The sequence below is a fragment of the Chitinophaga sp. sic0106 genome, assembly GCF_019219075.1.
In the GTDB taxonomy this organism is placed as follows: domain Bacteria; phylum Bacteroidota; class Bacteroidia; order Chitinophagales; family Chitinophagaceae; genus Chitinophaga.
In genome coordinates this window covers 158745-181744 of record NZ_JAHUWJ010000014.1, presented here as the reverse complement: position 1 = coordinate 181744, position 23000 = coordinate 158745, and the positions used below count along the sequence as shown (strand labels likewise).

Genomic DNA, 23000 nt, shown 5'->3' with positions numbered 1-23000 from the left:
TTGGTTATACATAACGCTATGTATTGCCTGTCCCCTTATTGCACAGTTATATTGTAGCTGTCATCTACTCAATGTGATATGCTTGCTGGTACTGCATCTTACCAGTCAGCAATGGCAAACTATTGCCCATATTTTACCGCATGGCCGGTAGGTGACGGTGTGATATATACACAGGTACTCTATTTCTTAATTTTTCTTAAACGTCACCCTTAAACCACGTTATGAAAAAACATTTTTACCAGGCGCTGGCCGTTTTATGCGGCTTATTGCTGTTGTTGCTCGGTACTAACGTTTACGCACAAACGAAAATTACGGGGAAAGTAACTGATAAATCATCAGGAAATCCCTTACCCGGCGTAACAATAGTTGTGAAAGGTACCAACAGAGGTACAGCCACCGATCCAAGCGGTGTGTTTTCTCTCCAGGCAAAACAAGGAGATGTACTGGTAGCCTCATTTGTAGGCTACGATCCACAGGAAACAACAGTAGGCAGCGGGCCCGTTGCCTTTGTACTCGCAGAAAAAGTAGGTTCCCTCGAAGAAGTGGTGGTAACCGGTTATGCCAGCCAGAAAAAGAAAGATCTTACTGGTGCAGTAGCCGTTGTTCGTGTCGATAACCTCACCAAACAACCTACCGCTCAGATCTCTAATCAATTACAAGGTCAGGTATCAGGTATTACGGTGTTAGGTACTGGTCAACCCGGACAAGAGCCACAGGTACAGGTTCGCGGTGTGAACACCTTCGGTAATAACACTCCGCTCTACATCGTGGATGGGGTGCCTATTAAAAGTCTGGTAGACATCAACCCTAATGATGTGGCTACCATGCAGGTACTGAAAGATGCTGGTGCCGCCTCTATTTATGGTGCCCGTGCTGCAAATGGTGTGATCGTAATCACTACCAAAAGAGGCACTGGTAAAGTAAAAGTATCTTATGATGGCTACTATGGCCGCCAGGTTCCTAAAGGTGGAAACGTGTATAACCACGCTAACCCTACTGAACAAGGTCAGCTCATCTGGACAGCCATCAAAAATACCAACGAGAGAAGTCCTGCCAACCAGCAGCTGAAATTTGAAGATGCACAATATGGTGCCGGCCCTAATCCAGTTGTCCCCGATTATATTGCCCCTGCTGGTAAAATGGAAGGTGATCCTGCAGTAGATCCATCCAAGTATTTTGTAAATCCTTTTTACAAAAATGCCAGTGACGTAGATAATTTCTATCGCATCTCCAAAGCGAATAAAGCTGGTACCGATTGGTTCCACGAAATTTTTAATCCTGCCCCTATCACCAGCCATAACCTCTCTGTAGCCGGCGGTGGTGATATTGGTAGCTACTATGTTTCATTCTACTACTTCAACCAACAGGGTACGCTGATGAATACGTATAACAAACGTTATGCGGTTCGTGCAAACTCCAGTTTCAATATTTCTGATCATATCCGTGTAGGTCAGAACCTGGAGTACTCCCTGATCGATAACCCGCAAATTGGAATCCTCCAGGAAGGTAGCGGTATCGGTATGGCTTTCCGCGAGATGACCATCATCCCTGTTTATGATATCATGGGTAACTACGCTGGTTCTGGTTCCAAAGGTCTGGGTAACTCCAGAAATCCGGTGGCTATCCAGGATCGTTTCGGCAGAACCAAAACCATGGCAAACAGGTTGCTGGGTAACGTTTACGGTGAAGCAGACATTCTTCGTTTATTCACTTTCAGAACATCTTTTGGTGGAGAGATTTATTCCTTCGATAATAATAACTTCACGTTACCTGAATATGAAAATGCGGAAAATAATCGTGTGAACTCCTTCTCAGAAACTACCGGTAATGGTTACGACTGGACATGGACTAACACCCTCAGCTTCCACAAAAACTTCAATAACAAACATGACGTGAAAGTATTATTGGGCTCTGAAGCATATGACGAATGGAACTATGGATTAACCGGTTCTACCACCGATTACTTTACCTTCGATCCTAACTATGCTACATTGAGCACTGGTACAGGTTCTCCTACAAATGGCAGCTTCAAGAATTCCAACAGTCTCTGGTCATTGTTTGCAAGAGTGGACTATGCGTTTGCAGATAAATACCTGCTCGGTGCACTGATTCGTCGTGATGGTTCTTCCAGGTTCGGTTCCAATAACCGCTATGGTAACTTCCCTGCGATATCAGCAGCATGGCGCGTTTCCCAGGAGTCATTCATGAAAGGCTTAAGCTGGATCACTGACCTGAAAGTACGTGGTGGTTATGGTATCATGGGTAACCAGATCAACGTGGACCCAATGAACGTTTTCAATACCTATAACTTCAACCGTACTTCCACTTTCTATCCAATGGATGGAAGCAACATCACCAAAGGTTTCTACCAGGATCGTATCGGTAACCCTAATGCGAAATGGGAAAGTAACGTGAACTCTAACATCGGTATTGATGCAACGCTGTTTAGAGGTAAACTCGAATTCACAGTTGACTACTATCAGAAAACAGTGAAGGACCTGCTTTACAATCCTGAACTGGCAGGGGTGTACGGTGCCGCTATCGTGCCTTATTCCAACGTTGCTAAAATGAGAAATAAAGGTATCGATCTTAACATCACCGGCAAAGTAGATCTCACAAAAGACCTGCGCTTGGATGCGACTGGTACCTTTACTACTTATAATAACGAAATCCTCGCTGTATCTAATGGCGCTAACTACTTTGATTCAGAACAACGCCGCTTCGGCAGCCCTATCATCCGCAACCAGGTAGGCCGTTCTATTTCTGAGTTCTATGGTTATCAGATCGTAGGATTCTGGAACTCTAATGAAGAAGTGAATAAGGCAAAAGAAGATGCACAGAAGAAATATCCAGGCCTGGATGAATACCAGAAAGATGCTGCCCTGGGCCGCTTCAGATATGCTGATATCAACGGCGATGGTAAAATAGATGTAGACGACAGAACATTCCTGGGCGCACCTACTCCTAAATTCAGCTACGGCCTTAATATCGGTCTGAACTACAAAAATATCGACTTCAGCATGTTCCTCTACGGTGTGTCTGGCAATAAAATCTGGAATCAGATTAAATGGTGGACTGACTTCTATGGTTCTTTTGCAGGAGCGAAAAGTAAAGATGCGGTGTACAACAGCTGGACACCGGAAAACCATAATGCTAAACTGCCAGTGCAGGAAACCAAAGGCTTCGAAAGTACTTCGAACGTGCCTAACTCTTACTTCGTAGAAAACGGTTCTTACCTGCGCGCTAAAAATATGCAGATAGGTTATACACTGCCGGTGCATATCCTGAAAGGTATTGGCGTAAGTAAGTTCAGAGCATATGTACAGGCCGCGAACGTATTCACCATCACTAAATACTCAGGCGTAGATCCGGAAATTACCGGTGCTACCACTGCATTCGGTATTGATGAAGGTGCTTATCCAAATCAGCGCCAGTACCTGATCGGTGTAAATGTGACTTTCTGATAGCATTATTCAACTAGCAAAACTAAAGAGATGAAAATAATTAAATATTCAGGTATAACATTATTGCTGGCTGCCACTATGCTGGGCGCCTGCAAAAAAAGCTTCCTGGAACGTCCACCATATGCTGCATTAGGAGGAGACCTGGTTGCTAATAAGGATGGTGTTAATTACTTACTGATCGGTGCGTATGCTGCACTCGACGGACAGGCGCCCGACAATAACGCTTTGGGCGGCGGTGGTTCCGGCTGGATGGCATCACCTACCAACTGGGTTTACGGAAGTGTGGCCGGTGGCGACGCGCACAAAGGCTCTGAGAGCCCTGACCAGCCAGACATCAATACCATTGCTACCGGGCAGCATTCTACCACTAACACCTTCTTCAATGCAAAGTGGAAAGCTGTGTTTGAAGGTGTTACCCGTTGTAACAATACCCTCAAATTCATGAAGGAAGCAACGGATATGACCGCCGCTGAAAAAACACAGGTAGAAGCGGAAGCCCGTTTCCTCCGCGGTCACTACTATTTTGAACTGAAGAAAATGTTTAATAAAGTGCCATGGGTAAATGACACTACAACAAATGTGCTTCAGCCAAATAATGTGGATATCTGGCCTAACATCGTGGCTGACTTCACCTTCGCCAAGGATAACCTGCCTGCGACACAGACAAATGTAGGCCGCGCCAACAAATGGGTTGCACAGATCTACCTGGCTAAAGCCCTGCTGTATCAGAAAAAATACGCAGAAGCATTGCCGCTCTTCCAGGATGCGATCGCCAACGGTAACACTACCAATGGAAAGAAGTATGCGCTGGAAGCTGATTTCCAAAGGAACTTCAATGCGGTTTATAAAAATGGTCCTGAATCTGTTTTTGCCATTCAAATGACTGCTAACGATGGTACCAACGCGATCACCAATGCTAACGCCGGTGACATGCTGAACTATCCATACAACAGTCCTTTTGGTTGCTGCGGATTCTTCCAGCCTACACAGGAACTGGTAAATGCTTACCGTACTACTGCTGCAGGTTTACCAATCGTAGATGATTACAACCTGCCTGCCAACGCGGTGAAAAATGATATGGGTATCGGTGCGGATGCGGCTTACACACCGGATGCAGGTTTCCTCGATCCACGCCTCGACTGGACTGTAGGTCGCCGTGGATTGCCTTATCACGACTGGGGTCTGCATCCAGGTGCTGCCTGGGTACGTGACCAGAAAAGTGGTGGCCCTTACGCTGGTAAAAAAATGATCTACTGGCAGTTTAACCAGAGCATCTACAAAGATTCTCACTCCTGGGCACCAGGGTCCGCCATCAACGTAGTACTGATCCGCTTCTCTGATGTGTTGCTGATGGCAGCCGAGTGTGCAGTGGAAACCAGCAACCTGACCCTGGCCGAAAGCCTGGTAAACCAGGTGCGTGGCCGTATCGCTGACCACCAGGAATACTGGCTGCATAAATATGTGAATGACAGTAAGCCAATGGATGGTTTTTCTACCACCGCACTGGCTGCGAACTACAATATCAGCAGATACCCTGCCGGTACCTTCAGTTCCCAGGCTGTTGCCCGCAAATATGTTTATTTCGAGCGTAAACTGGAGCTGGCTACCGAAGGTCACCGCTACTTTGACGTAGGCCGTTGGGGCGATGCCGGTGTGGATCTGATGAAGAAATTCTATGATTACGAAAGCACTGTAACAACTGACCTGGTAGGTGCAAACTACAAGAAAGGTCGTAACGAATACTTCCCAGTTCCTCAGCGTCAGCGTGACCTCTCCATGGTTAATGGTAAATCTGTGCTGGATCAGAACGACGGATATTAATTCTTTCATACTTGCCTGTCACAAATGAAATGCAGCGGACTCAGTGCCGCTGCATTCCTTTTTTGTCAGCTTATTTGCTATTTTAGAGTTCCTTGAAAATTTATCCTCATGTCAGCGCAACCAATGTCCATCAGAAAAGGCCTGCTCTATAGTTTTTTCGTTTTTGCTTCCATTATTTCGCTTGTTATGGGTTGTCATGCTCCTACCCGTGACGAACAGGCCAAACTGCTGGCCGATAAACATTGCGGCAGTTGCCATATGCCTGTTTCTCCGGCGCTGCTGGATTCCGCCACCTGGAATGATCATGTACTGCCGGCGATGGCACAGCGTGTAGGCATTAGGGTATGGAATGAAACAAGTTATTATCCTCCTATGCCCGGCGACCCGGCTCCTGCCATCCCCTTCAAGGAATGGACGGAGATTGTAGCCTATTACCAGCGTAATGCGCCAGCAAAGTTGTTGCCGGCTAAAATCCCTGTTCCCTTGCGGCATGAATGGTCAGGATTCCAGATAGGCTTACCGCAGGTAAAGGATACTACGAGTACTGCAACCGTTATGGTGGCAGCGGATACCGCCGGAAACATCTATACCGCCGATGGTTATGAAAATACACTCACCCGCTGGAACCCGGAGCTGGCGCAAAGCGGTAGCTGGCAAACACATTCGCCGGTTGTGGATATTGCTTTCCGCAAGTCACCGCAAGGAGGGACGCTGGCACGCATCACACAAATCGGCGATATGCGCGCGGTAGACAAACCCAGTGGCATCATCGCTGATCTGAACCTGGAAACAGGTAGCACGGTGGATATCAAGCCCTATCTGCAACGCCCGGTACAAACCATTTCAGCCGATTTTGACAAGGATGGTAAGGAGGAGATGGTAACCTGTGCTTTTGGGCACCATACCGGTGGACTTATATATTTAAAGCAGCAGGCCGATGGCAAATATGCCGAACGCACCCTGCTGGACCTTCCCGGGGCAACCAAAGCCATACCGGGTGATTTCAACAACGATGGCTGGACGGACCTGATGGTGCTCTTTGCTGCGGGAGAAGAGGGTATCTGGCTATTTGAAAATGATCAAAAAGGTGGCTTTACGAGCAAAAATCTGTTAAAATTCCCTCCGGTGTATGGTTCCACCAGTTTCCAGCTGGCGGATTTTAACGGCGACGGAAAACAGGATATCCTTTATACCTGTGGTGATAACGCAGATTATTCTATAGTTTTGAAACCTTACCATGGGGTTTATATATTTCTGAATGAAGGAAATAATCAATATAAACAGGCATGGTTTTATCCGGTAAATGGCTGTACTAAAGCCATTGCAGCGGATTTTAACCAGGATGGTCAGGTGGATATTGCGACGATCGCATTTTTCGCAGACCTGGAAAATAACCCAGGTGAGAAATTTATTCTCTTCCAGGGAAATAAAAAACCGTTCGGGTTTACACCTTTTGCACCACCTATTGAAAAGGAGGGCCACTGGATGACCATGGAAGTTACCGATATAGATAAGGACGGTGACCTGGATATCTTACTAGGTAACTATGCAAAAGGCTTTATTGTGCAGGAAGAATATAAGCCTAACTGGAAGGAATATCAGCCATTTATAGTGCTTTTTAATACCCTGTATGCACATAAATAATAACAAAATTTCAAAGAGAGATTTGGTGGGAAAATAGAATAATATGTATATTACAGCCGTATTTATCTTCCAAGACCATTAAAGTAACTACCGGGCAACTCTGTGAAGCATTTTTTACGGAGGTGGTTTTTGATCATCGTCATTCTTGTTTTTGCCCGTTTTCAAAACTGTTATACCTGATAAGACATCTGCAGGCCGCCGCGGTATATGTCTGGTAAAGATATCCTGATGAATAATCAGGCTTTAGAATGGCGGAAGGAGAGGCATTATTGCCTCTCTTTTATTTTATACCAGTTTGTAGTTTGCTGAACCATTAGCTGGCCGCTGCACAGCCAATTAAGCAATCACGCTGGTCTTCAAATCCACTGCGAATAGCCGGCCTCCGGAACTTTCCTCAATGATACTGAAGGGTTAATAACAAATCCGCTAAACAAACCTGTCCGTTTTAACAACCACCCATCATATTTTATTATTTCAGTAGGATAAATCCCGGCTAACTGGTTAATTTTAGACCCTATTATTATTGCACTATTAAAAAGGCTTGAAGTGACCGCATATGTATTTGACCACGAAAATGTAAGAGCGTTATTAGGTCAACTCATCCAGCAACAGGAAAACGCACGCGCAAATGAATGGCTCCATCAACGCCAGGAACTGCAGCAAACAACCCAGTTAACCCGGGACTTTTTGCAGACATTTACCGCCATGCCCAGGTTTACCGGAAAACAACCGGTGACGCCTATTCCAGCTATCCAGCAGGCGCTGGAAAAAGCAGTACCCGGATTTTTCGTATATGACTGGACGTTAGACCGCCTGACACGTGTGTGGTGGATGCTGTTTATTCCCGCAGCTGATAAACCGACTTATATAAACCAGGTGGAAGCGCTTTTCAATGGCGCCGAAATGAATGAACTGGCGGCCCTCTACAGCGCGCTGCCGCTGCTGGCATATCCGGAAGAATGGATCGCCCGTACGGCAGATGGTATCCGCTCCAATATTGCACCGGTACAGGAAGCCATCATGCTGCATAACCCGTACCCGGCACAATACCTGCCTGAATCCGGCTGGAACCAGCTGGTGATGAAAGCCATTTTCACCGAAAAGCCGCTGAATCAGATCCATGGCCTCCAGGAAAGAGCCAACGACGCCCTGGCAGCCATCATCACAGATTTTGCCCATGAAAGACAGGCGGCTGGCCGCCCGGTGAACCCGCTCCAATGGCAACTACTCACTACCTTCCTCTCCGCCGCCAACTTCCCGGATATCACACGTCTGTGGCAGTCGGCCTATAACGTGGAAAAAGAAGCTGCTGCCCTGGTGTGCTACCACAGCCAGTACCTGCCCGCAAAGAAACTGCTGGCATCCGCCCCTTACCTGGTATCCGAAATCGAGGAAGGAAGCCTGACATGGGAAAAAATAGCCGCTACCATCAACTTATTATAATTTTATTGCCAACTAATTCCATCTTAAACCACAATTTTATGTGCGGAATTCATGACTTAACAGAAAAGGATCTTCAGCCACTGGCCCACTCTCCGGCATATCTTGATAAGATTAAAGGGATGAAATTTTTTGACCCACATGTGCACATGACCTCCAGAACAACGGATGACTATCAGGCCATGGCAGATGCCGGCGTAGTAGCCATTATTGAACCCGCTTTCTGGCTCGGCCAACCACGTACCGGGGTCGATTCCTTCCGCGATTACTTCTCCAGCCTCGTTGGATGGGAAAGATTCCGCTCTTCCCAGTTTGGCATCAAACACTATTGCACCATTGGCCTCAATTCAAAAGAAGCCAACAACGAAAAACTGGCAGAAGCAGTGATGGAAATCCTCCCGCAATTTGTATACAAAGAAGGCGTGGTAGGCATCGGGGAAATAGGCTTCGACGATCAAACCGCCCTGGAGGAAAAATACTACCGCGCACAACTGGAGCTGGCCAAAGAAGCCAATCTCCCGGTACAAATACATACCCCACACCGCGATAAAAAGCAAGGTACCCGCCGCAGCATGGATATCGCACTCGAACACGGCCTCGATCCTAAAATGGTGATCGTAGACCATAACAACGAGGAAACCGTGAAAGAAGTGCTGGATCGTGGATTCTGGGCCGCATTCACCATTTATCCGTTTACTAAAATGGGTAATGAACGTATGGTTCAGGTCGTAAAGCAGTATGGCAGCGAACGAATTATGATCAATTCCGCAGCCGACTGGGGTATCAGCGATCCGTTAGCAGTGCCCAAAACCGCAGCACTCATGCACGAAAGTGGTATTGACTCGAATGACATTCATTTGGTAACTTACAGGAACGCACTGACAGCCTTCGCTCAAAGTGGACAAATTAATGAATCTGATTTCGGAGTTGTCACGGACCAAAGTGAAAAATTTAATGGAAGTACTGTTTTAAGAGGTGGACAACAACCAAGAATTAACAAGAATACGACCATCATCCGTTAGGCGCTTATTGTACTGGAGTACAAGCCCGAAACCATGAAAACCTCATACTAAAGTGAGTTATATTGCTAGTAAAGTGATTGGATACCTGCGACTGATGCGACCCGCTAATATTATTACAGCCATCGCAGATGTTTTAGCAGGAGTAGCCATTTCGGGCTATTTTTTGAATGTGACTTATCGTACAGTTACATTGGAGTTTTCACTCCCCGTAGTATGCCTCTGCCTCGCAGCAGCCGGCCTTTACGGAGGAGGCGTCGTATTCAACGATGTGTTCGACGCTAAACTGGATGCGGTAGAACGTCCCGAACGTCCTATCCCCAGCGGAATAATTTCCAGAACACAAGCCATTATTCTCGGTGCTTACCTGCTACTCGTAGGTATATTAGGCGCCTTTTCGGTAGGACACCTGACCGGTGCCCCGGGCTGGCTCGCTATTGCCATTACCACCGCCGCACTGGTATACAACAAATGGGGAAAATATCATCCTATCTGGGGGCCCATTAATATGGGACTCTGCAGAGGATTCAATCTCCTGCTGGGTATCAGCATCCTGCCGGAAGCACTTGCGCAATACTGGTGGATGGGAATTATTCCCGTCATATATATCGCGGCCATTACAAATATCAGTCGCGGTGAAGTGCACGGAGGTAATACCAAAAGCCTTAAAATCAGTGCCCTCGGCTATGCCGTAGTATACGTAGCCATGATCGCGCTTGCCATACACCAGGAACGCCTGTGGAGGGCATTGCCATTTATTTTGCTGTTCATATTTATGGTGAACAGCCCGCTGATGAAAGCTATGAAAGAGCCTTCCGGACCTAATCTGGGAAAAGCAGTGAAAGGGGGGATACTGGCACTCATTGCCATGAATGCCGCCTGGGTGGCTGCTTTCGCACAAATGCCGTTCGCTATTTTTGTGCTGCTGCTGTTGCCTATTTCATTGGGACTGGGAAAATTATTTGCTGTTACTTAAGGATATTCATTTGAGCCTGATCGTTTGAGGAGAGACCATTGGTCTCTCCTCAAACGTTTAATACCTAAAGAAGATGAGTATGAAAACGTTTGAGACCCGTTATTTCGCCAGCTGCATCGGAATAATATTAAACGCTATATACGCCGTAGTACCTCTCCCTGCTGACGCATCAATATCCAGGTTCCCGTTCAGCGCCTTAATACGCGTGTGTAAATTGCGCAAACCCATGCCCTGATGCAGTTCCGGCTGATGTTGGAAACCGATGCCATTATCTTCTACCTGGATAGACAAAGTATGCTCCTCCTGCACCAGCTGTACCAGCGCAGCCGAAGCCCTGGAATGCTTGATGATGTTGTTAATCAGCTCCTGCACAATCCTGTATACGGATAACTCAAAGCTGGCATTATAACGCCGCACCTGCCCCGTGCTTTCATAAGTAATCAGCAGCTTCCGGCTATGACTCACATTCCGGCAATAGAAACCCAGCGCTTCCGATAGCCCCACCCTGGAAAGGATTTCAGGCATAAGGTTATGTGCCGTTTTACGCACTTCCACCACCGCATCATCCAATATTCCCATGGCATGCAGGAAACCAGGATCTTCTTTCAGATACGGACGCTCATGCCGCAGTGCGCTGAAATGCAGCTTTACGGCCGATAATAGTCCTCCCACGCCATCATGCAGATCCTTTGAAAGCCGCGTGCGCTCCCGCTCTTCGCCCTGCATCATAGCTTCCAGCACCTGTACGGTACGTTCTGCTTCCATAGTTTGCAGTTGCTGCAATTGCAGCCGGTGGCGGTGCCGCAGCTTCAGCCAGTAAATAATGGCAGGAATCATCAGCAGGATAAATCCCACCATGCCATAGAGTATCCACTTGTTTTTGCGATGCAGCTCCAGATTAATAGTAGCTACCTGTAGTTTTTTTTCGGTGAGATTTTTATCATTCCTGGCAGTGGCGTAGCGTGATTCCAACTGTTGCACACTGCTGCGCGTAGTATTGCCCAGCAACGAATCATGTAGTTTTTCATATTGCTTGCGTAATGCCAGCGCCTCCGCAGGCTTCCCTGTGGCTGCTTTCAGGTCTGATGCCACCAGGTAGGCCTGGTGAAGTTCATTACCTGCAAGGTATATCTTACTCAGAGAGATGGATTTATTGATGTATTCCTCGGCCGCAACGTATTTGCCGGAAAGAAACAACTCATTTCCAATACCCAGCAATATATTGATCAACTTATCAGGTGCAGGATATGCTTTTGTGATGGCCTCGGCCTCACGAAATAATTCCAGGGAGCTCTTATGGTCCCCTTTGCAGGAAAGCACAGATGCCATATTAATAGTGCCGTTCAGCACAAAGATACTGTCGCCCACCTCCCGGCCCAGCTGTATTACCTGTGTAAAAATCTTATTGGCCTGGTCGTGCTGCTTTAGTTGCAGCAAAGCGGCCCCCATGCAGTTCAATGCACTCGCCATCCGCCACTTATGCTTCCGCTGTTCTGCAAACTGATAAGCCTTTTTGGCATATTCCAGCCCCTTGTGGTAGTCACCTAATAATATAAATACCGACGACAAATTAATGGTGATTTTGTTGGCCTGCATACTGTCGCCCCGTATATCCGCCAGCTCCAGTGTAGCCATGTACTGATCCGCCGCTGCCTTGAAATTGCCTACCTGTTGAAACTCATTGCCCATGAAGTTGTGGACATTCATAAGACTGGTGGTATCCTTCAGGTGGCTGTAAATTTTTTCTGCCTGTTGCAGCAGGTACAGGCTCTGCATGTATTCCCCCTTCAGGTCCTGGATGTACATGTAATACATGGTGAAGTCGGCCACTCCTTTCTGATAGCCCAGCTGTATACTCAGTGCCAGCGCATCCTTCATCATTTTTTCAGCTTTCTGCACGCTATCCGGAACCAGCGCTTCTCCAAGGGCCAGATAGGTATTTACTCTTTCAATATTTGGCGGTAGTTTATCCAGGCGCTGATACAAACTGTCTTTATGGGACAGCGCTTGTGCCGCGGCTGTCAGCAGCAGCGGTATTATCAGGGCAGGGATTACCAGTAATAACTTACGGTACATAACGAATAGTGGTTTGGGGAAACGGCTTTCCTTTACAGTAACAATTAATTTCCGGGGCCTGTAAGCAGGTTCTCAGAAAACAAAGTTTATGCTTTTTCGGTGCATCCGCAAGGGTGTTTGGATGAATGGCGAAACCCCTCATGCGTATAATTCCCGTCTCCCGGAATATAACCCGCCACAGTACGGTAATTTGCCGCCCATCTGTCCGGTTAAGTAGAAATACGGATTTTTGTGTACATTTAAAGGATCACTAATTAGATAGAATGTAAGAGGATTAGCCATGGAATATTTACTGCAGAATTTTAATGTCAACTTTCACTACCAGGTACACTTTACCTCCCAGCTTTTTAGTCCTGACAATAACTGTTTGAGAGCATACCTGGAGTCGCAGGCGGTACATACCCACCTGAAGAAAATATTGGTGGTGCTGGACCAGGGTATGGCCAGCCACCATGAAGGGCTGCCGCAGCAGATAGCCTCCTATCTCAAAACCATCAAAGGATTTGAGCTGGCACCGGAAATATTAACTATTGCCGGGGGAGAAGGCGTGAAAAATGATTTACCGCTGTTCCTTAACCTGGTAAATGCCATTGATAAATATAAGATCGATCGCCATTCCTACCTGATTGGCATTGGCGGAGGCTCCCTCCTGGACCTGGTGGGCTTCGTTGCAGCTGTATCGCACCGGGGGGTAAGACATATCCGTATACCCACTACCGTACTATCGCAAAATGATTCCGGTATAGGTGTAAAGAACGGGATCAACTTCAATGGTAAAAAGAACTTCCTGGGTGCATTTGCACCGCCGCAGGCTGTTTTCAACGACAGCCGGTTCCTGACTACCCTCGAAAAGCGGGACTGGAACTCCGGTATGGTGGAAGCCGTAAAAGTAGCGCTCATCAAAGATGCCGCGTTTTTTGAATGGATGGAATCCCGTGCTGTGGCCCTTAGCCAGGGCGATATGGCGGATATGCAGGAACTGATTTACCGCTGCGCCGCCCTGCATATGCAGCACATCGGTAATGGGGGCGACCCGTTCGAAAGCGGTTCCTCCCGGCCGCTCGACTTCGGCCATTGGAGTGCACATAAGCTGGAGCAATTGACCAACTTTGAACTGCGGCATGGAGAGGCGGTATCCATAGGTGTGGCGCTCGACAGCGTATATTCGTACCTGTTAGGATGGCTGAGCGAAAACGATATGCAGCGCATCATCGCCGTACTGAAAAATATGCAGCTGCCGGTATGGCATCCGTTGCTTGAAAGGCAGGATGGGAAAGATTCTCCGGTGATTGCCGGCCTCGAAGAATTCCGCGAGCACCTGGGTGGGCAGCTCACTGTATCTCTCCTTAAAAATATAGGACAGGGAGCAGATGTACACGAAATGAACCTGGAAAAGCTGTACGAAGCAGCAGCGATTACCAAAACCATGCAATAAAAATCAGCACATGCAAACAACTGTTGGTCACCTGACCTACTGTTCCAATATACATCCCGGCGAAACCTGGAGCGCCCATTTTCACCAACTGCAGCAGCATATTCCTGCGGTAAAGAAAGCCGTATCACCGGATAAACCTTTCGGTATAGGATTGCGACTAGCCAATACCGCCAGCCTGGAACTGGCCAGGGAAGAGAACCTGCGCGCATTTCAGCAATGGCTGAGAGAAAATGATTGCTACGTTTTTACCATGAACGGATTCCCCTATGGCGGATTTCATAACACCGTGGTAAAAGACCAGGTGCATGCGCCTGACTGGACCAGCCCCGATCGCGTAGCCTACACTATCCGCCTGTTTCGCCTGCTGGCATCCATGCTGCCTTACGGCCGCGAAGGAGGTATTTCAACTTCCCCGCTGAGCTACAAATTCTGGTGTAACCGCTGTGAAGAAGAAAAGAATTCCGTGATGGAAAGCGCTACCCTCAATATTTTGCTGGTAGTGGAAAACCTGGTGCGCGTACGCCGTAGCGGCGGACCATTGCTACACCTGGATATAGAGCCGGAACCAGATGGGCTGCTGGAAAATACAGAAGAATTTATGGATTGGTATTTACATCAGCTGTTACCAGCTGGTATCCCATTCCTGCAGGATAAATTTAAAATTGATGAGGCTACTGCCGCCGGGTTTATAAAAGATCATGTGCAGTTATGCTACGATGTTTGCCACTTTGCACTGGAATATGAACAGCCAGCTGCGGTACTGGAGAAACTCCGGGCGTACGGCCTGAAAGTAGGTAAGATCCAGATCAGTGCCGCACTGAAAGCAGACATGCCAACGGATACGGATAAACGAAAAGAAATAGTAGCCGCATTTCGTCAGTTCGAAGAACCTGTTTACCTTCACCAGGTGATTGCCCGCACCGTGGAAGGCGGATTAATTCATTATCCGGATCTGCCACAGGCCTTTGCTGATGCAGATAACAGCAAAGTAACAGAATGGCGTTCTCACTTCCATGTGCCGGTATTCCTGGAAAGATATGATCCGCTTTCTTCCACACAGGCCGATATCAAAGCGGTACTGGCCTTACAAAAAGAGGCACCGTTTACAGCACATCTGGAAGTAGAAACATACACCTGGGAGGTATTGCCCGCACCACTGAAAGAAAATATGGATATTTCCATCTCCAGGGAATTGCAATGGGTATTGCAGCAACTGGATTATTGATAACCGAATAACAGCATTATGCCACAATAAGCAATGGCTAACGCATCTATGAAAAAGACAGTAGTAATCGATGTGGTAGGGCTTTCTGCTTCCCTGCTCAAACACATGCCTTTCCTGAAGGCCTATACCGACACGCGTCATGTGACCACGATTCAGCCTATGCTGCCGGCAGTAACTACGGCGGTACAAAGCACTTATCTTACAGGCCAGTGGCCATCTGAGCACGGTATCGTGGGCAACGGCTGGTACGACCGCACCGACGCTGAAATTAAATTCTGGAAACAATCCAATCGCCTGGTGGATGCACCTAAAATCTGGGACAAAGCCCGTCAGCTCAATCCGGAATTTACCGTATCGCAAATGTGCTGGTGGTATAATATGTACGCTAATGTGGACTACTCACTCACGCCAAGGCCTAACTACCTCCAGGATGGCCGCAAGGTGCCGGATTGCTATACCACACCGGCAGACCTGCGTGATTACCTGCGCGAAAAACTCGGCACCTTTCCGTTGTTTAACTACTGGGGACCCACCGCCAGCATCGTATCTTCCAAATACATTGCAGACGCTTCTATCCTCACGGATCAGCGCTACAACCCTACCATGACCTTCATCTATCTCCCACACCTGGATTACTGCCTGCAGAAATTTGGTCAGGATATGGAAAAGAATAAAAAAGAAATCCTGGAAATAGATGCCGTTGTAAAACAGCTGGTAGAATACTACCAGCAGCAGGATGCTGCTATTATCATCCTGTCGGAATACGGTATTTCCAATGCTGATAACCCGATCGATATCAACCGCATTCTCCGCAAGGAAGGACTGATTGCGGTGAGAGAGGAACGGGGGCTGGAGCTGCTGGATGCCGGGGCCTCCAAAGCCTTTGCTGTGGCAGATCACCAGATTGCGCATGTTTACATCAATGATCCTGCGGTATATAAAAACGTACGGAACTTGTTGCAGGCGCATCCGGATATTGAGCTGGTGCTCGACCGGGAAGGCAAGCGGCAGCATCACCTGCACCATGCCCGTAGTGGCGAGCTGGTGGTGGTGGCGAAGCCTGGCAGCTGGTTTACCTATTATTACTGGCTGGATGATGCCAGGGCGCCTGATTTTGCACGCACAGTAGAGATATTTAAAAAACCAGGTTATGATCCGGTAGAGATGTTCATGGACCCTAAAGATCCGTTGGTAAAGTTGAAGGCAGCGTTTAAAGTGCTGAAAAAGAAGCTGGGCTTCCGTTACCTGATGAATGTAATTCCGCTGGATGCCACGTTGATAAAAGGCTCCCATGGCCGCCTCGAAACTGATCCCGCTTTGCAACCGCTGGTGATCACCAATGCGCCTACCGGGAAGTCATCTATTCCTGCTACCGAGGTGTACCAGATCATGTGGAATCACCTGAATAATTAAGCCTTCACCGCCGGTCATAAAAAATCCCTGACAGTGGAATATTTATATATTTTCATGCAACCGATTGCCGAAAATCTAAAAATATACTATCGTTATGAAGAGAAGGGATTTCGTTAAAACCGGCGCTGCTGCTGGCTTAAGCGCAGGACTTACCTACCTTAATTTTCCGGTATTCGGGAAAAATGCACCAAGCAATAAAATTGTAGTGGGGGTAATGGGCGTGAATGCCCGTGGCAACTGGCTGGCACAGCTGGCCGCCAAACAGCCCAATGCGGAAGTCGGCTACATTTGTGATGTGGAAGACGGCGCCGTAGCCAAAGGACTGAAGGCATTGTCGGGTATACAAAGCAAGGCTCCCACCGTAGAAAAGGATATCCGGAAATTACTCCAGCGAAAAGATTTTGATGCACTGATGGTGGCCACACCCGACCACTGGCATGCGCCTGCCGGTATTATGGCTGCCACTGCCGGCAAGCACGTATATGTGGAAAAGCCCTGTGCCCATAATCCGCGGGAAGGGGAGTTGCTGGTAGCTGCCGGCGCCAGATACGGCCGGCATATCCAAATGGGCAACCAGCGGCGTTCCTGGCCTAATATGCAACAGGCAGCAGCGGAAATAAAGGCAGGTGTTATTGGTGAAGTATACTATGGCCGTGCGTGGTATGTGAATAACCGCAAGCCAATCGGCGTAGGTAAAAAAATAGCGGTACCCGCCACACTTAACTGGGACCTCTGGCAAGGACCGGCGCCGCGGCGGGATTTCAAGGATAATATTGTGCATTACGACTGGCACTGGCGCTGGCATTGGGGTACCGGTGAAACCTGTAACAACGCCACGCACGAACTCGATTGCCTCCGCTGGATGATGAACCTGGGATATCCTACCAAAGTGACATCTGCCGGTGGTCGTTATGCCTATCCCCCGGACGACTGGGAAACCCCTGACACCCAAACGGTCAATTTCGAATTTGAAGGCGGTAAATCCGTGTCCTGGGAAGGTCGTAGCTGTCACCCCTTCCCCTTAGAGGGAAGTGGCCGCGGATTCGCCGTATTTGGCAGCAAAGGGGCCTTATACTGCAATGGCAGCGACGCGTATAAAATTGTGGATAATGATAATAAAACCATCAAAGAGGTGAAACAGCAGGACCCGCCTTCCCGTTCGGTGACTAACACAGTGAGTCCTGCCGGTGAATACCTGGATGGACTGCATATTCAAAATTTCCTTGACACCATCCGCGGCAACGCTAAACTAAATTCCGAAATAAGCGAAGGTTACCGTAGTACGTTGCTTTGCCTGCTGGCAAATATTGCGCAGCGTACCGGCCGCGTTTTACATACCGATCCGGCCAATGGTCACATCCTTGCGGACGCTGCAGCGATGAAGCTGTGGAGCCGCGATTATGAAAATGGCTGGGCACCTAAAGTATAATGCTGAATTTATATTCTATCAACAGCGCCTGCCATCATACGATGGCAGGTTTTTTTAACCCTCAATCCGATAAAACCCTTATCCCTATTCTGTTTATAGACTAGGAATAAATATAATAAATTGTTATTGGCCATAACTTTTAGTTATTGCTTTTATTTCTTTAAGGAATGTGGTTGGCCTACATTTGTAGTACCTGTAATTTTATTTTTAAGCGAACCAACCACCATATTTTGGAATTTTTGTTACAACAAACTCAGTACCTGCCGGTATTGATTATCGGCCTTATTGTAGGCTATCTTTCCGGCTTGCTTGGCAAAGGAGGCAGTGCGATCAGTACACCGGCACTGCAGATTTTTGCCGGCGTTAATCCGTTTTTTGCGCTGGCCTCACCGTTGCCGGCGTCTATCACCAGTACACTTTCTGCTACCGCTGTATATCGTAAAGAAAAGTTGTTTAATGCAAGGGTTATTTTACTCAGTGCCGGAATGGCGGTGCCGGCCACTATTGCGGGCTCATGGTGCAGTAGTTTTCTACCTGGAAAAACGTTGATGATACTTACCGCTGTGTTCATCATGGGCATTGGTATCTCCCTGTTATACTCTTTTATGAAAAAGAAAGATACAGCCAATGATACAGTAGTAGCGGCGGAAGATGTGCCTGCTATGAAACTGCTGGGCGCGGCTATGGGTATAGGATTGCTGGCAGGCCTGCTGGCTAATGCCGGTGGTATTTTATTCAGCACCTTTTTTATTAAAAAGCTGAAAATGCCCATCAAACAGGCACTCGCCTGTGCAGTGGTATTATCCGCCATCTTATCGGTACCGGGAGCGCTCACACATTGGTGGCTGGGGCATATCGACTGGAATATCGCATTGCTGCTGTCGCTCACTGCTTTTCCTGCTTCCTACCTGGGGGCCAAAACTGCGGTGAAAATGAAAACGCCTGCGCTGGAAAAGTTATTCGCTATCACACTGATTGTATTCGGTGTGTACGATATCTTCTTTACCATCTTTGGGAAATAACCATTACGCACTCGCGTGATGGTTCTGAATTTGTTGCTGTTCCACCTCCGGCAAAGAACTAAACACCAGCTCATAGGCTTTTTGAAGGTATTGCTCCAGCTCGGAATCTGGTAAAGTATCATCCTGTTTCAACTGTACCCAGTGATAGCGGGCCAGATGTGGCGCCGGTACGATACCTGGCTTGCAGATCAGTTTGTGAAACTGTGCAGGCACACATTTAAATGAAATTCTATGGGGCTCATCCATAGATAGCATGGCAAATAATTTTTCTCCTACGAACAAACGCAGTTCATTATCCCACTTCACTTCAGTGGTAACGGCTGGTAAGGCACGGCAAAATGCCAGGGTATTGTCAAACATAGCAGCAGGTTTAAAACTCCATAAAATAGTTAATCAGTTTGTCATAACGGACTTAAAGGCTAACGAAAATAAACATATGTAAATATACTACATATGTGTGTGGCAACCCCTGAAACGGATTCATCAGGCGGTTGTTGTCAGGATTTAGGTAAATAGATTGGAACTGCGTTATAAAAATACGAAATATTATCGCTAAAAATCACCGGTGATAAAATCTTCAGAAATTTTTAATAACCGGGAGAGGGTGACCAAACCTTGCCTGACACAGCCGGCCGGGGCAGCTCTCCTGCTGCGGGATGTAAGCCCTCAGCAAGGTCCCGCAAAAAAGCCTGACGTTCGAAACGTCAGGCTTACCAATTTTAAGTATGTATAATACACCTATCGGTGTCCTTTGCCATTACCATGCCCCTTTCCATTATTGCCTTTATTGCCTTTGCCCTTGTTCCCGTGATTGCCGTTGTTTCCCTTACCATTCACTTTGTAATACTTCGGATCATCACTATCGCGGATAATCACCTGCTTGCCATACTGATTTTTATATTTTCCATATTTACCACGATAATAGTCAGGCCTTGTCCATGGATCGCGGTCATTCACCACTACCTTATATCCGCGGTATACGTCGTAATGATAACTGGCAGGTAAAGCATCGGCGAAAACCCATTTATTCCCATGCAGGTATACATACTGGCGCTGAGGAATAGCGTAATACGCATCTATATCCGGAAAATAATAATAGTTCGCATAATCATACCCTACAGGCCCCCAAACCGGCTGACTCCCAATATTCACGTTAATATTCACCTGTGCACTCGCAGTACGGGCAGAAAAAATGCCAAATGAAAAAAACATGACCAGGAAGAATAATCCCTTTTTCATAAGTTTTTCGTTTTAAGAATACTCATGCTAAAACAGTGCCAGCCAATATTTGGGTATCGTACTGCCGCCATTTTAAAAGATACCACCTTACTGAACGTAAACGTAACCGTGGTTACAGTAACTACTGTAGGTACTGTAACCTTACACTAAAACATACTTCTTATACACAAAAAGGCCGCTCCCATTTGGAAGCGGCCTTTATATTTATACACATTACTTATCTCTTCTGTTATCCCGGCGATCATCTCTGTGGTCATCCCTGCGATTATCTCTTCGGTCATTATCCCTTCTGTCGTTATGCCCGTTGCGGTGGTCGTTATCCCATCTGTCGTTGCGGTCATCCCGGCCGTTATTTATTCTCCAGCTGCTGTTGTTGCGGTTATGATCATCGGCATAATAACGTCTGTCGTTATCGCGGTAATCCCGGTGTACCTGCACATACCTGACATCCCTGGTATTGCGTATCAGCGGCTGCTTATCGTAATAACCTTTATACCTGCCGTAAGTGTTGCGATAGTAAGCCGCGCGGCGGAACGGATCGCGTTCATTCACCACTACTTTATAGCACCTGTCAATATCACAATGGTAATATCCCGGTAACGCTGCGCCGTAGACCCACCTGTTTCTTTCCAGGTAAATAAACTGGCGACCAGCTACATCATAGTAAGCATCTACATCCGGGAGGTAATAGTATTGTACATAATCATAGCCTACAGGCCCCCACAGTGGCTGACTGCCAATGTTGATATTCACACGCACCTGGGCAAAACTTTTGTTGATGATAACACCTGCCATCATTATTGCGACGAGTAAAATTGTTGCCTTTTTCATATACTATCGGTTTGACTTACTTAATACCAAAGGAATGCCAGAAGTTGTTATACCAATAGTTAAAGGTTAAACGTTTTTGCAAGTCTATCTAATTGATTTATAGAGAGATGTAATTTGCATTATGGAGAGATTTTTTCTTCCAACTCTCCATAAAATTCTGTTAAAATGAGCTTGCCCATCTTTCCATTTTCAGGTCGAGCACGGAAAGCGGTACACAACCATCTTTTAATAATTCATCATGGAAAGCGGACAGCTGAAATTTATTTCCCAGTTCTTTCGTGTATTTATTGCGCAGGTCACGGATCTTGATTTCACCAATTTTGTAGGAGAGTGCCTGGCCCGGAATCGCCATGTAGCGCTCGATTTCGGCGGTTACCTCCTGCTCGGAAACAGGTTCATTATCCAGCATATATTTAATTGCCTGCTCACGTGTCCAGCCTTTGGTATGGAGTCCTACGTCAACGACTAAACGAATGGCGCGATGTATTTCATCGCTGAGTCGACCGAAGTACATATAAGGATTTGTATACAGCCCCAGCTCTTTGCCCAGGCTTTCGCAATACAAGGCATATCCTTCGCCATAGGAGCCTATCCAGGCGAAGCGGCGGAACTTAGGGAGGGAGTCGTTTTCCTGTTGCAGCGAAAATTGGAAGTGATGACCGGGGATGGCTTCATGCAGGAACAGGCATTCCATGCCTACATAACTGAATTTGCTGGCATCGAGGATAGGCACATAAAATACGCCGGGCCTTGTGCCATCCGGACTTCCAGGCTGGTATTCCGCGCTGGCAGCCGCGGCGCGGAAAGCCTCCGTTTGCCGGATTTCGAATTTTGTTTTAGGGAGATGACCATACATTTTTTTCACACCGGGCATAATTTTCTGCTCAATGGCCTTGAAAGAATCAAGTACGGCCTGCGGTGTCTGGAAGATGCGGAACTGTTTATCGTTTCTTACGAATTCAAAGAATGCGGGGAGGTCGCCCTGAAAACCGGTGCTGTTCTTAATCTGCTCCATTTCCCCCCGGATGCGTGCCACCTCCTGCTCGCCGAGTGCAAATATTTCATCCGGTGTTTTGGTGGTGGTGGTCCAGTATTTTATGAGATAGTTGTAGTAAGCTTTGCCATCAGGAACGCCGTTGATGCCGCTGGTGCTGCGGGCTTTGGACAGGTATTCCGTTTCCAGGAACTGTTGCAGTTTGGCGTAGGATGGAATGATGTATTCATGTACGGTAGCCGTATAATCCAGTACCAGCTGGGCTCTTTCGGTGCCGGCAATTGAATCCGGGATAGATTTCAGCGGTGCAAAGAAAATGTTGGAGGAGTCTTTTTGCGCCAGGGCAGCCATTTGCGGGATGGTTTTTACTACCAGGGCTTGCGGCAGCACATAACCGGTGGCTATTCCACGTTTCATATTCGCGATGGCGGTATCCGTCCATACCGCGAAGCGCTGCATACGGTGGATAAAGTTTTTATAATCTTTAAGGGATTTAAAGGGTTGTGCGGCGCTGCCGGAGCCTAACTGCGCAAGGGTAAGCGGCAGGCAGGTAAACTGCTGCACCGGCATCAGGTTATCATGAAAGGTATAGCCTTCGCGGGTGATGGCCAGCTCCCGGCTGAGCATATCGTAGGTGATACGGTCGTTAGGACTGAGCACACTGGTATCTATCCCGGCCAGTTCCTGCTGGTAACGCACACAGAAAGAATCCGCGCGAAGGCGCCAGGCATCGCTGATGTCAATGGCGAGGTCACCGTTATATTTATCTTCTCCGTTGAAGGTGGATTGGACAGGGTTTAAGGCCATATTTTCTTCGTAATACCGGGAAGCGATGTCCTTTAGTTTTTCGGCTGTTTCCTCGCGACCGGCCCGCTTACAGGAGGCGGCGCACAAAATGGCGAGGGCTATCAGCCCTGCTTTGTACTTAAATATGCGCATAAGATGTATTTAGACAATATTAAATCTAACTAA

At 47.5% G+C, this 23000-nt stretch carries 17 protein-coding genes; 12 read left to right on the top strand and 5 right to left on the bottom strand.

Features of this window, described 5'->3' with window-relative positions:
• Nucleotides 1-221: 221 nt before the first annotated feature.
• From KW844_RS20185 to eboC, 6 genes are all read left to right on the top strand, one after another.
• Nucleotides 222-3464, top strand: a complete 3243-nt coding sequence (locus KW844_RS20185; RefSeq protein WP_218378593.1) for a TonB-dependent receptor — start codon at nt 222-224, stop codon at nt 3462-3464.
• A 30-nt stretch (nt 3465-3494) separates the two neighbouring features.
• Nucleotides 3495-5285, top strand: a complete 1791-nt coding sequence (locus KW844_RS20180; RefSeq protein WP_218378592.1) for a RagB/SusD family nutrient uptake outer membrane protein — start codon at nt 3495-3497, stop codon at nt 5283-5285.
• Between the two features lie 108 nt (nt 5286-5393).
• The gene (locus KW844_RS20175; RefSeq protein WP_218378591.1) at nt 5394-6929 is read left to right on the top strand and encodes a VCBS repeat-containing protein; all 1536 of its coding nucleotides are present in this window, start codon (nt 5394-5396) and stop codon (nt 6927-6929) included.
• Between the two features lie 546 nt (nt 6930-7475).
• Nucleotides 7476-8372, top strand: a complete 897-nt coding sequence (locus tag KW844_RS20170; RefSeq protein WP_370626506.1) for an EboA domain-containing protein — start codon at nt 7476-7478, stop codon at nt 8370-8372.
• Nucleotides 8373-8410: 38 nt separating this feature from the next.
• Nucleotides 8411-9391 (top strand): TatD family hydrolase, encoded by a 981-nt coding sequence (locus KW844_RS20165; RefSeq protein ID WP_218378590.1) that lies wholly within the window; start codon nt 8411-8413, stop codon nt 9389-9391.
• 52 nt (nt 9392-9443) lie between these two features.
• The gene (gene eboC / locus KW844_RS20160; RefSeq protein ID WP_218378589.1) at nt 9444-10364 is read left to right on the top strand and encodes a UbiA-like protein EboC; all 921 of its coding nucleotides are present in this window, start codon (nt 9444-9446) and stop codon (nt 10362-10364) included.
• A gap of 99 nt (nt 10365-10463) precedes the next feature.
• Here the strand turns inward: eboC and KW844_RS20155 are convergent, their stop codons facing one another.
• Complete coding sequence (locus tag KW844_RS20155) at nt 10464-12440, bottom strand: tetratricopeptide repeat-containing sensor histidine kinase (RefSeq protein WP_218378588.1); 1977 nt, start codon at nt 12438-12440, stop codon at nt 10464-10466.
• A 280-nt stretch (nt 12441-12720) separates the two neighbouring features.
• Here KW844_RS20155 and KW844_RS20150 point away from each other — a divergent pair, with 280 nt between their 5' ends.
• The 5 genes from KW844_RS20150 to KW844_RS20130 all read left to right on the top strand — a co-directional run bounded on the left by KW844_RS20150 (nt 12721) and on the right by KW844_RS20130 (nt 18964).
• Nucleotides 12721-13875, top strand: coding sequence for a 3-dehydroquinate synthase (locus KW844_RS20150; protein ID WP_218378587.1), 1155 nt, complete (start codon nt 12721-12723; stop codon nt 13873-13875).
• 10 nt (nt 13876-13885) lie between these two features.
• On the top strand, nt 13886-15100 hold the full coding sequence (gene eboE, locus KW844_RS20145; RefSeq protein WP_218378586.1) for a metabolite traffic protein EboE: 1215 nt from the start codon (nt 13886-13888) through the stop codon (nt 15098-15100).
• A 48-nt stretch (nt 15101-15148) separates the two neighbouring features.
• The gene (locus KW844_RS20140; RefSeq protein WP_218378585.1) at nt 15149-16513 is read left to right on the top strand and encodes an alkaline phosphatase family protein; all 1365 of its coding nucleotides are present in this window, start codon (nt 15149-15151) and stop codon (nt 16511-16513) included.
• 94 nt (nt 16514-16607) lie between these two features.
• Entirely contained in the window at nt 16608-17942 is a 1335-nt protein-coding gene (locus tag KW844_RS20135; protein ID WP_218378584.1) for a Gfo/Idh/MocA family protein, read from the top strand.
• Between the two features lie 239 nt (nt 17943-18181).
• Nucleotides 18182-18964 (top strand): sulfite exporter TauE/SafE family protein, encoded by a 783-nt coding sequence (locus KW844_RS20130; RefSeq protein WP_255578543.1) that lies wholly within the window; start codon nt 18182-18184, stop codon nt 18962-18964.
• 3 nt (nt 18965-18967) lie between these two features.
• On the opposite strand, the gene KW844_RS20125 is transcribed toward KW844_RS20130, so the two are convergent.
• Both KW844_RS20125 and KW844_RS20120 read right to left on the bottom strand, forming a co-directional pair.
• A complete protein-coding gene (locus KW844_RS20125) occupies nt 18968-19324 on the bottom strand; it encodes an MmcQ/YjbR family DNA-binding protein (RefSeq protein ID WP_218378582.1) in 357 nt (118 codons plus the stop codon).
• A 378-nt stretch (nt 19325-19702) separates the two neighbouring features.
• Entirely contained in the window at nt 19703-20203 is a 501-nt protein-coding gene (locus KW844_RS20120) for a hypothetical protein (protein WP_218378581.1), read from the bottom strand.
• Nucleotides 20204-20227: 24 nt separating this feature from the next.
• Between KW844_RS20120 and KW844_RS29125 the strand changes: the two genes are divergently transcribed.
• On the top strand, nt 20228-20353 hold the full coding sequence (locus tag KW844_RS29125) for a hypothetical protein (protein WP_255578542.1): 126 nt from the start codon (nt 20228-20230) through the stop codon (nt 20351-20353).
• A 63-nt stretch (nt 20354-20416) separates the two neighbouring features.
• Here KW844_RS29125 and KW844_RS20115 read toward each other — a convergent pair whose 3' ends face one another.
• Entirely contained in the window at nt 20417-21034 is a 618-nt protein-coding gene (locus KW844_RS20115) for a hypothetical protein (RefSeq protein WP_218378580.1), read from the bottom strand.
• 160 nt (nt 21035-21194) lie between these two features.
• Nucleotides 21195-22967: a DUF885 family protein gene (locus KW844_RS20110; RefSeq protein ID WP_218378579.1), complete on the bottom strand. Its 1773-nt coding sequence runs from the start codon at nt 22965-22967 to the stop codon at nt 21195-21197.
• Nucleotides 22968-23000: the final 33 nt, after the last annotated feature.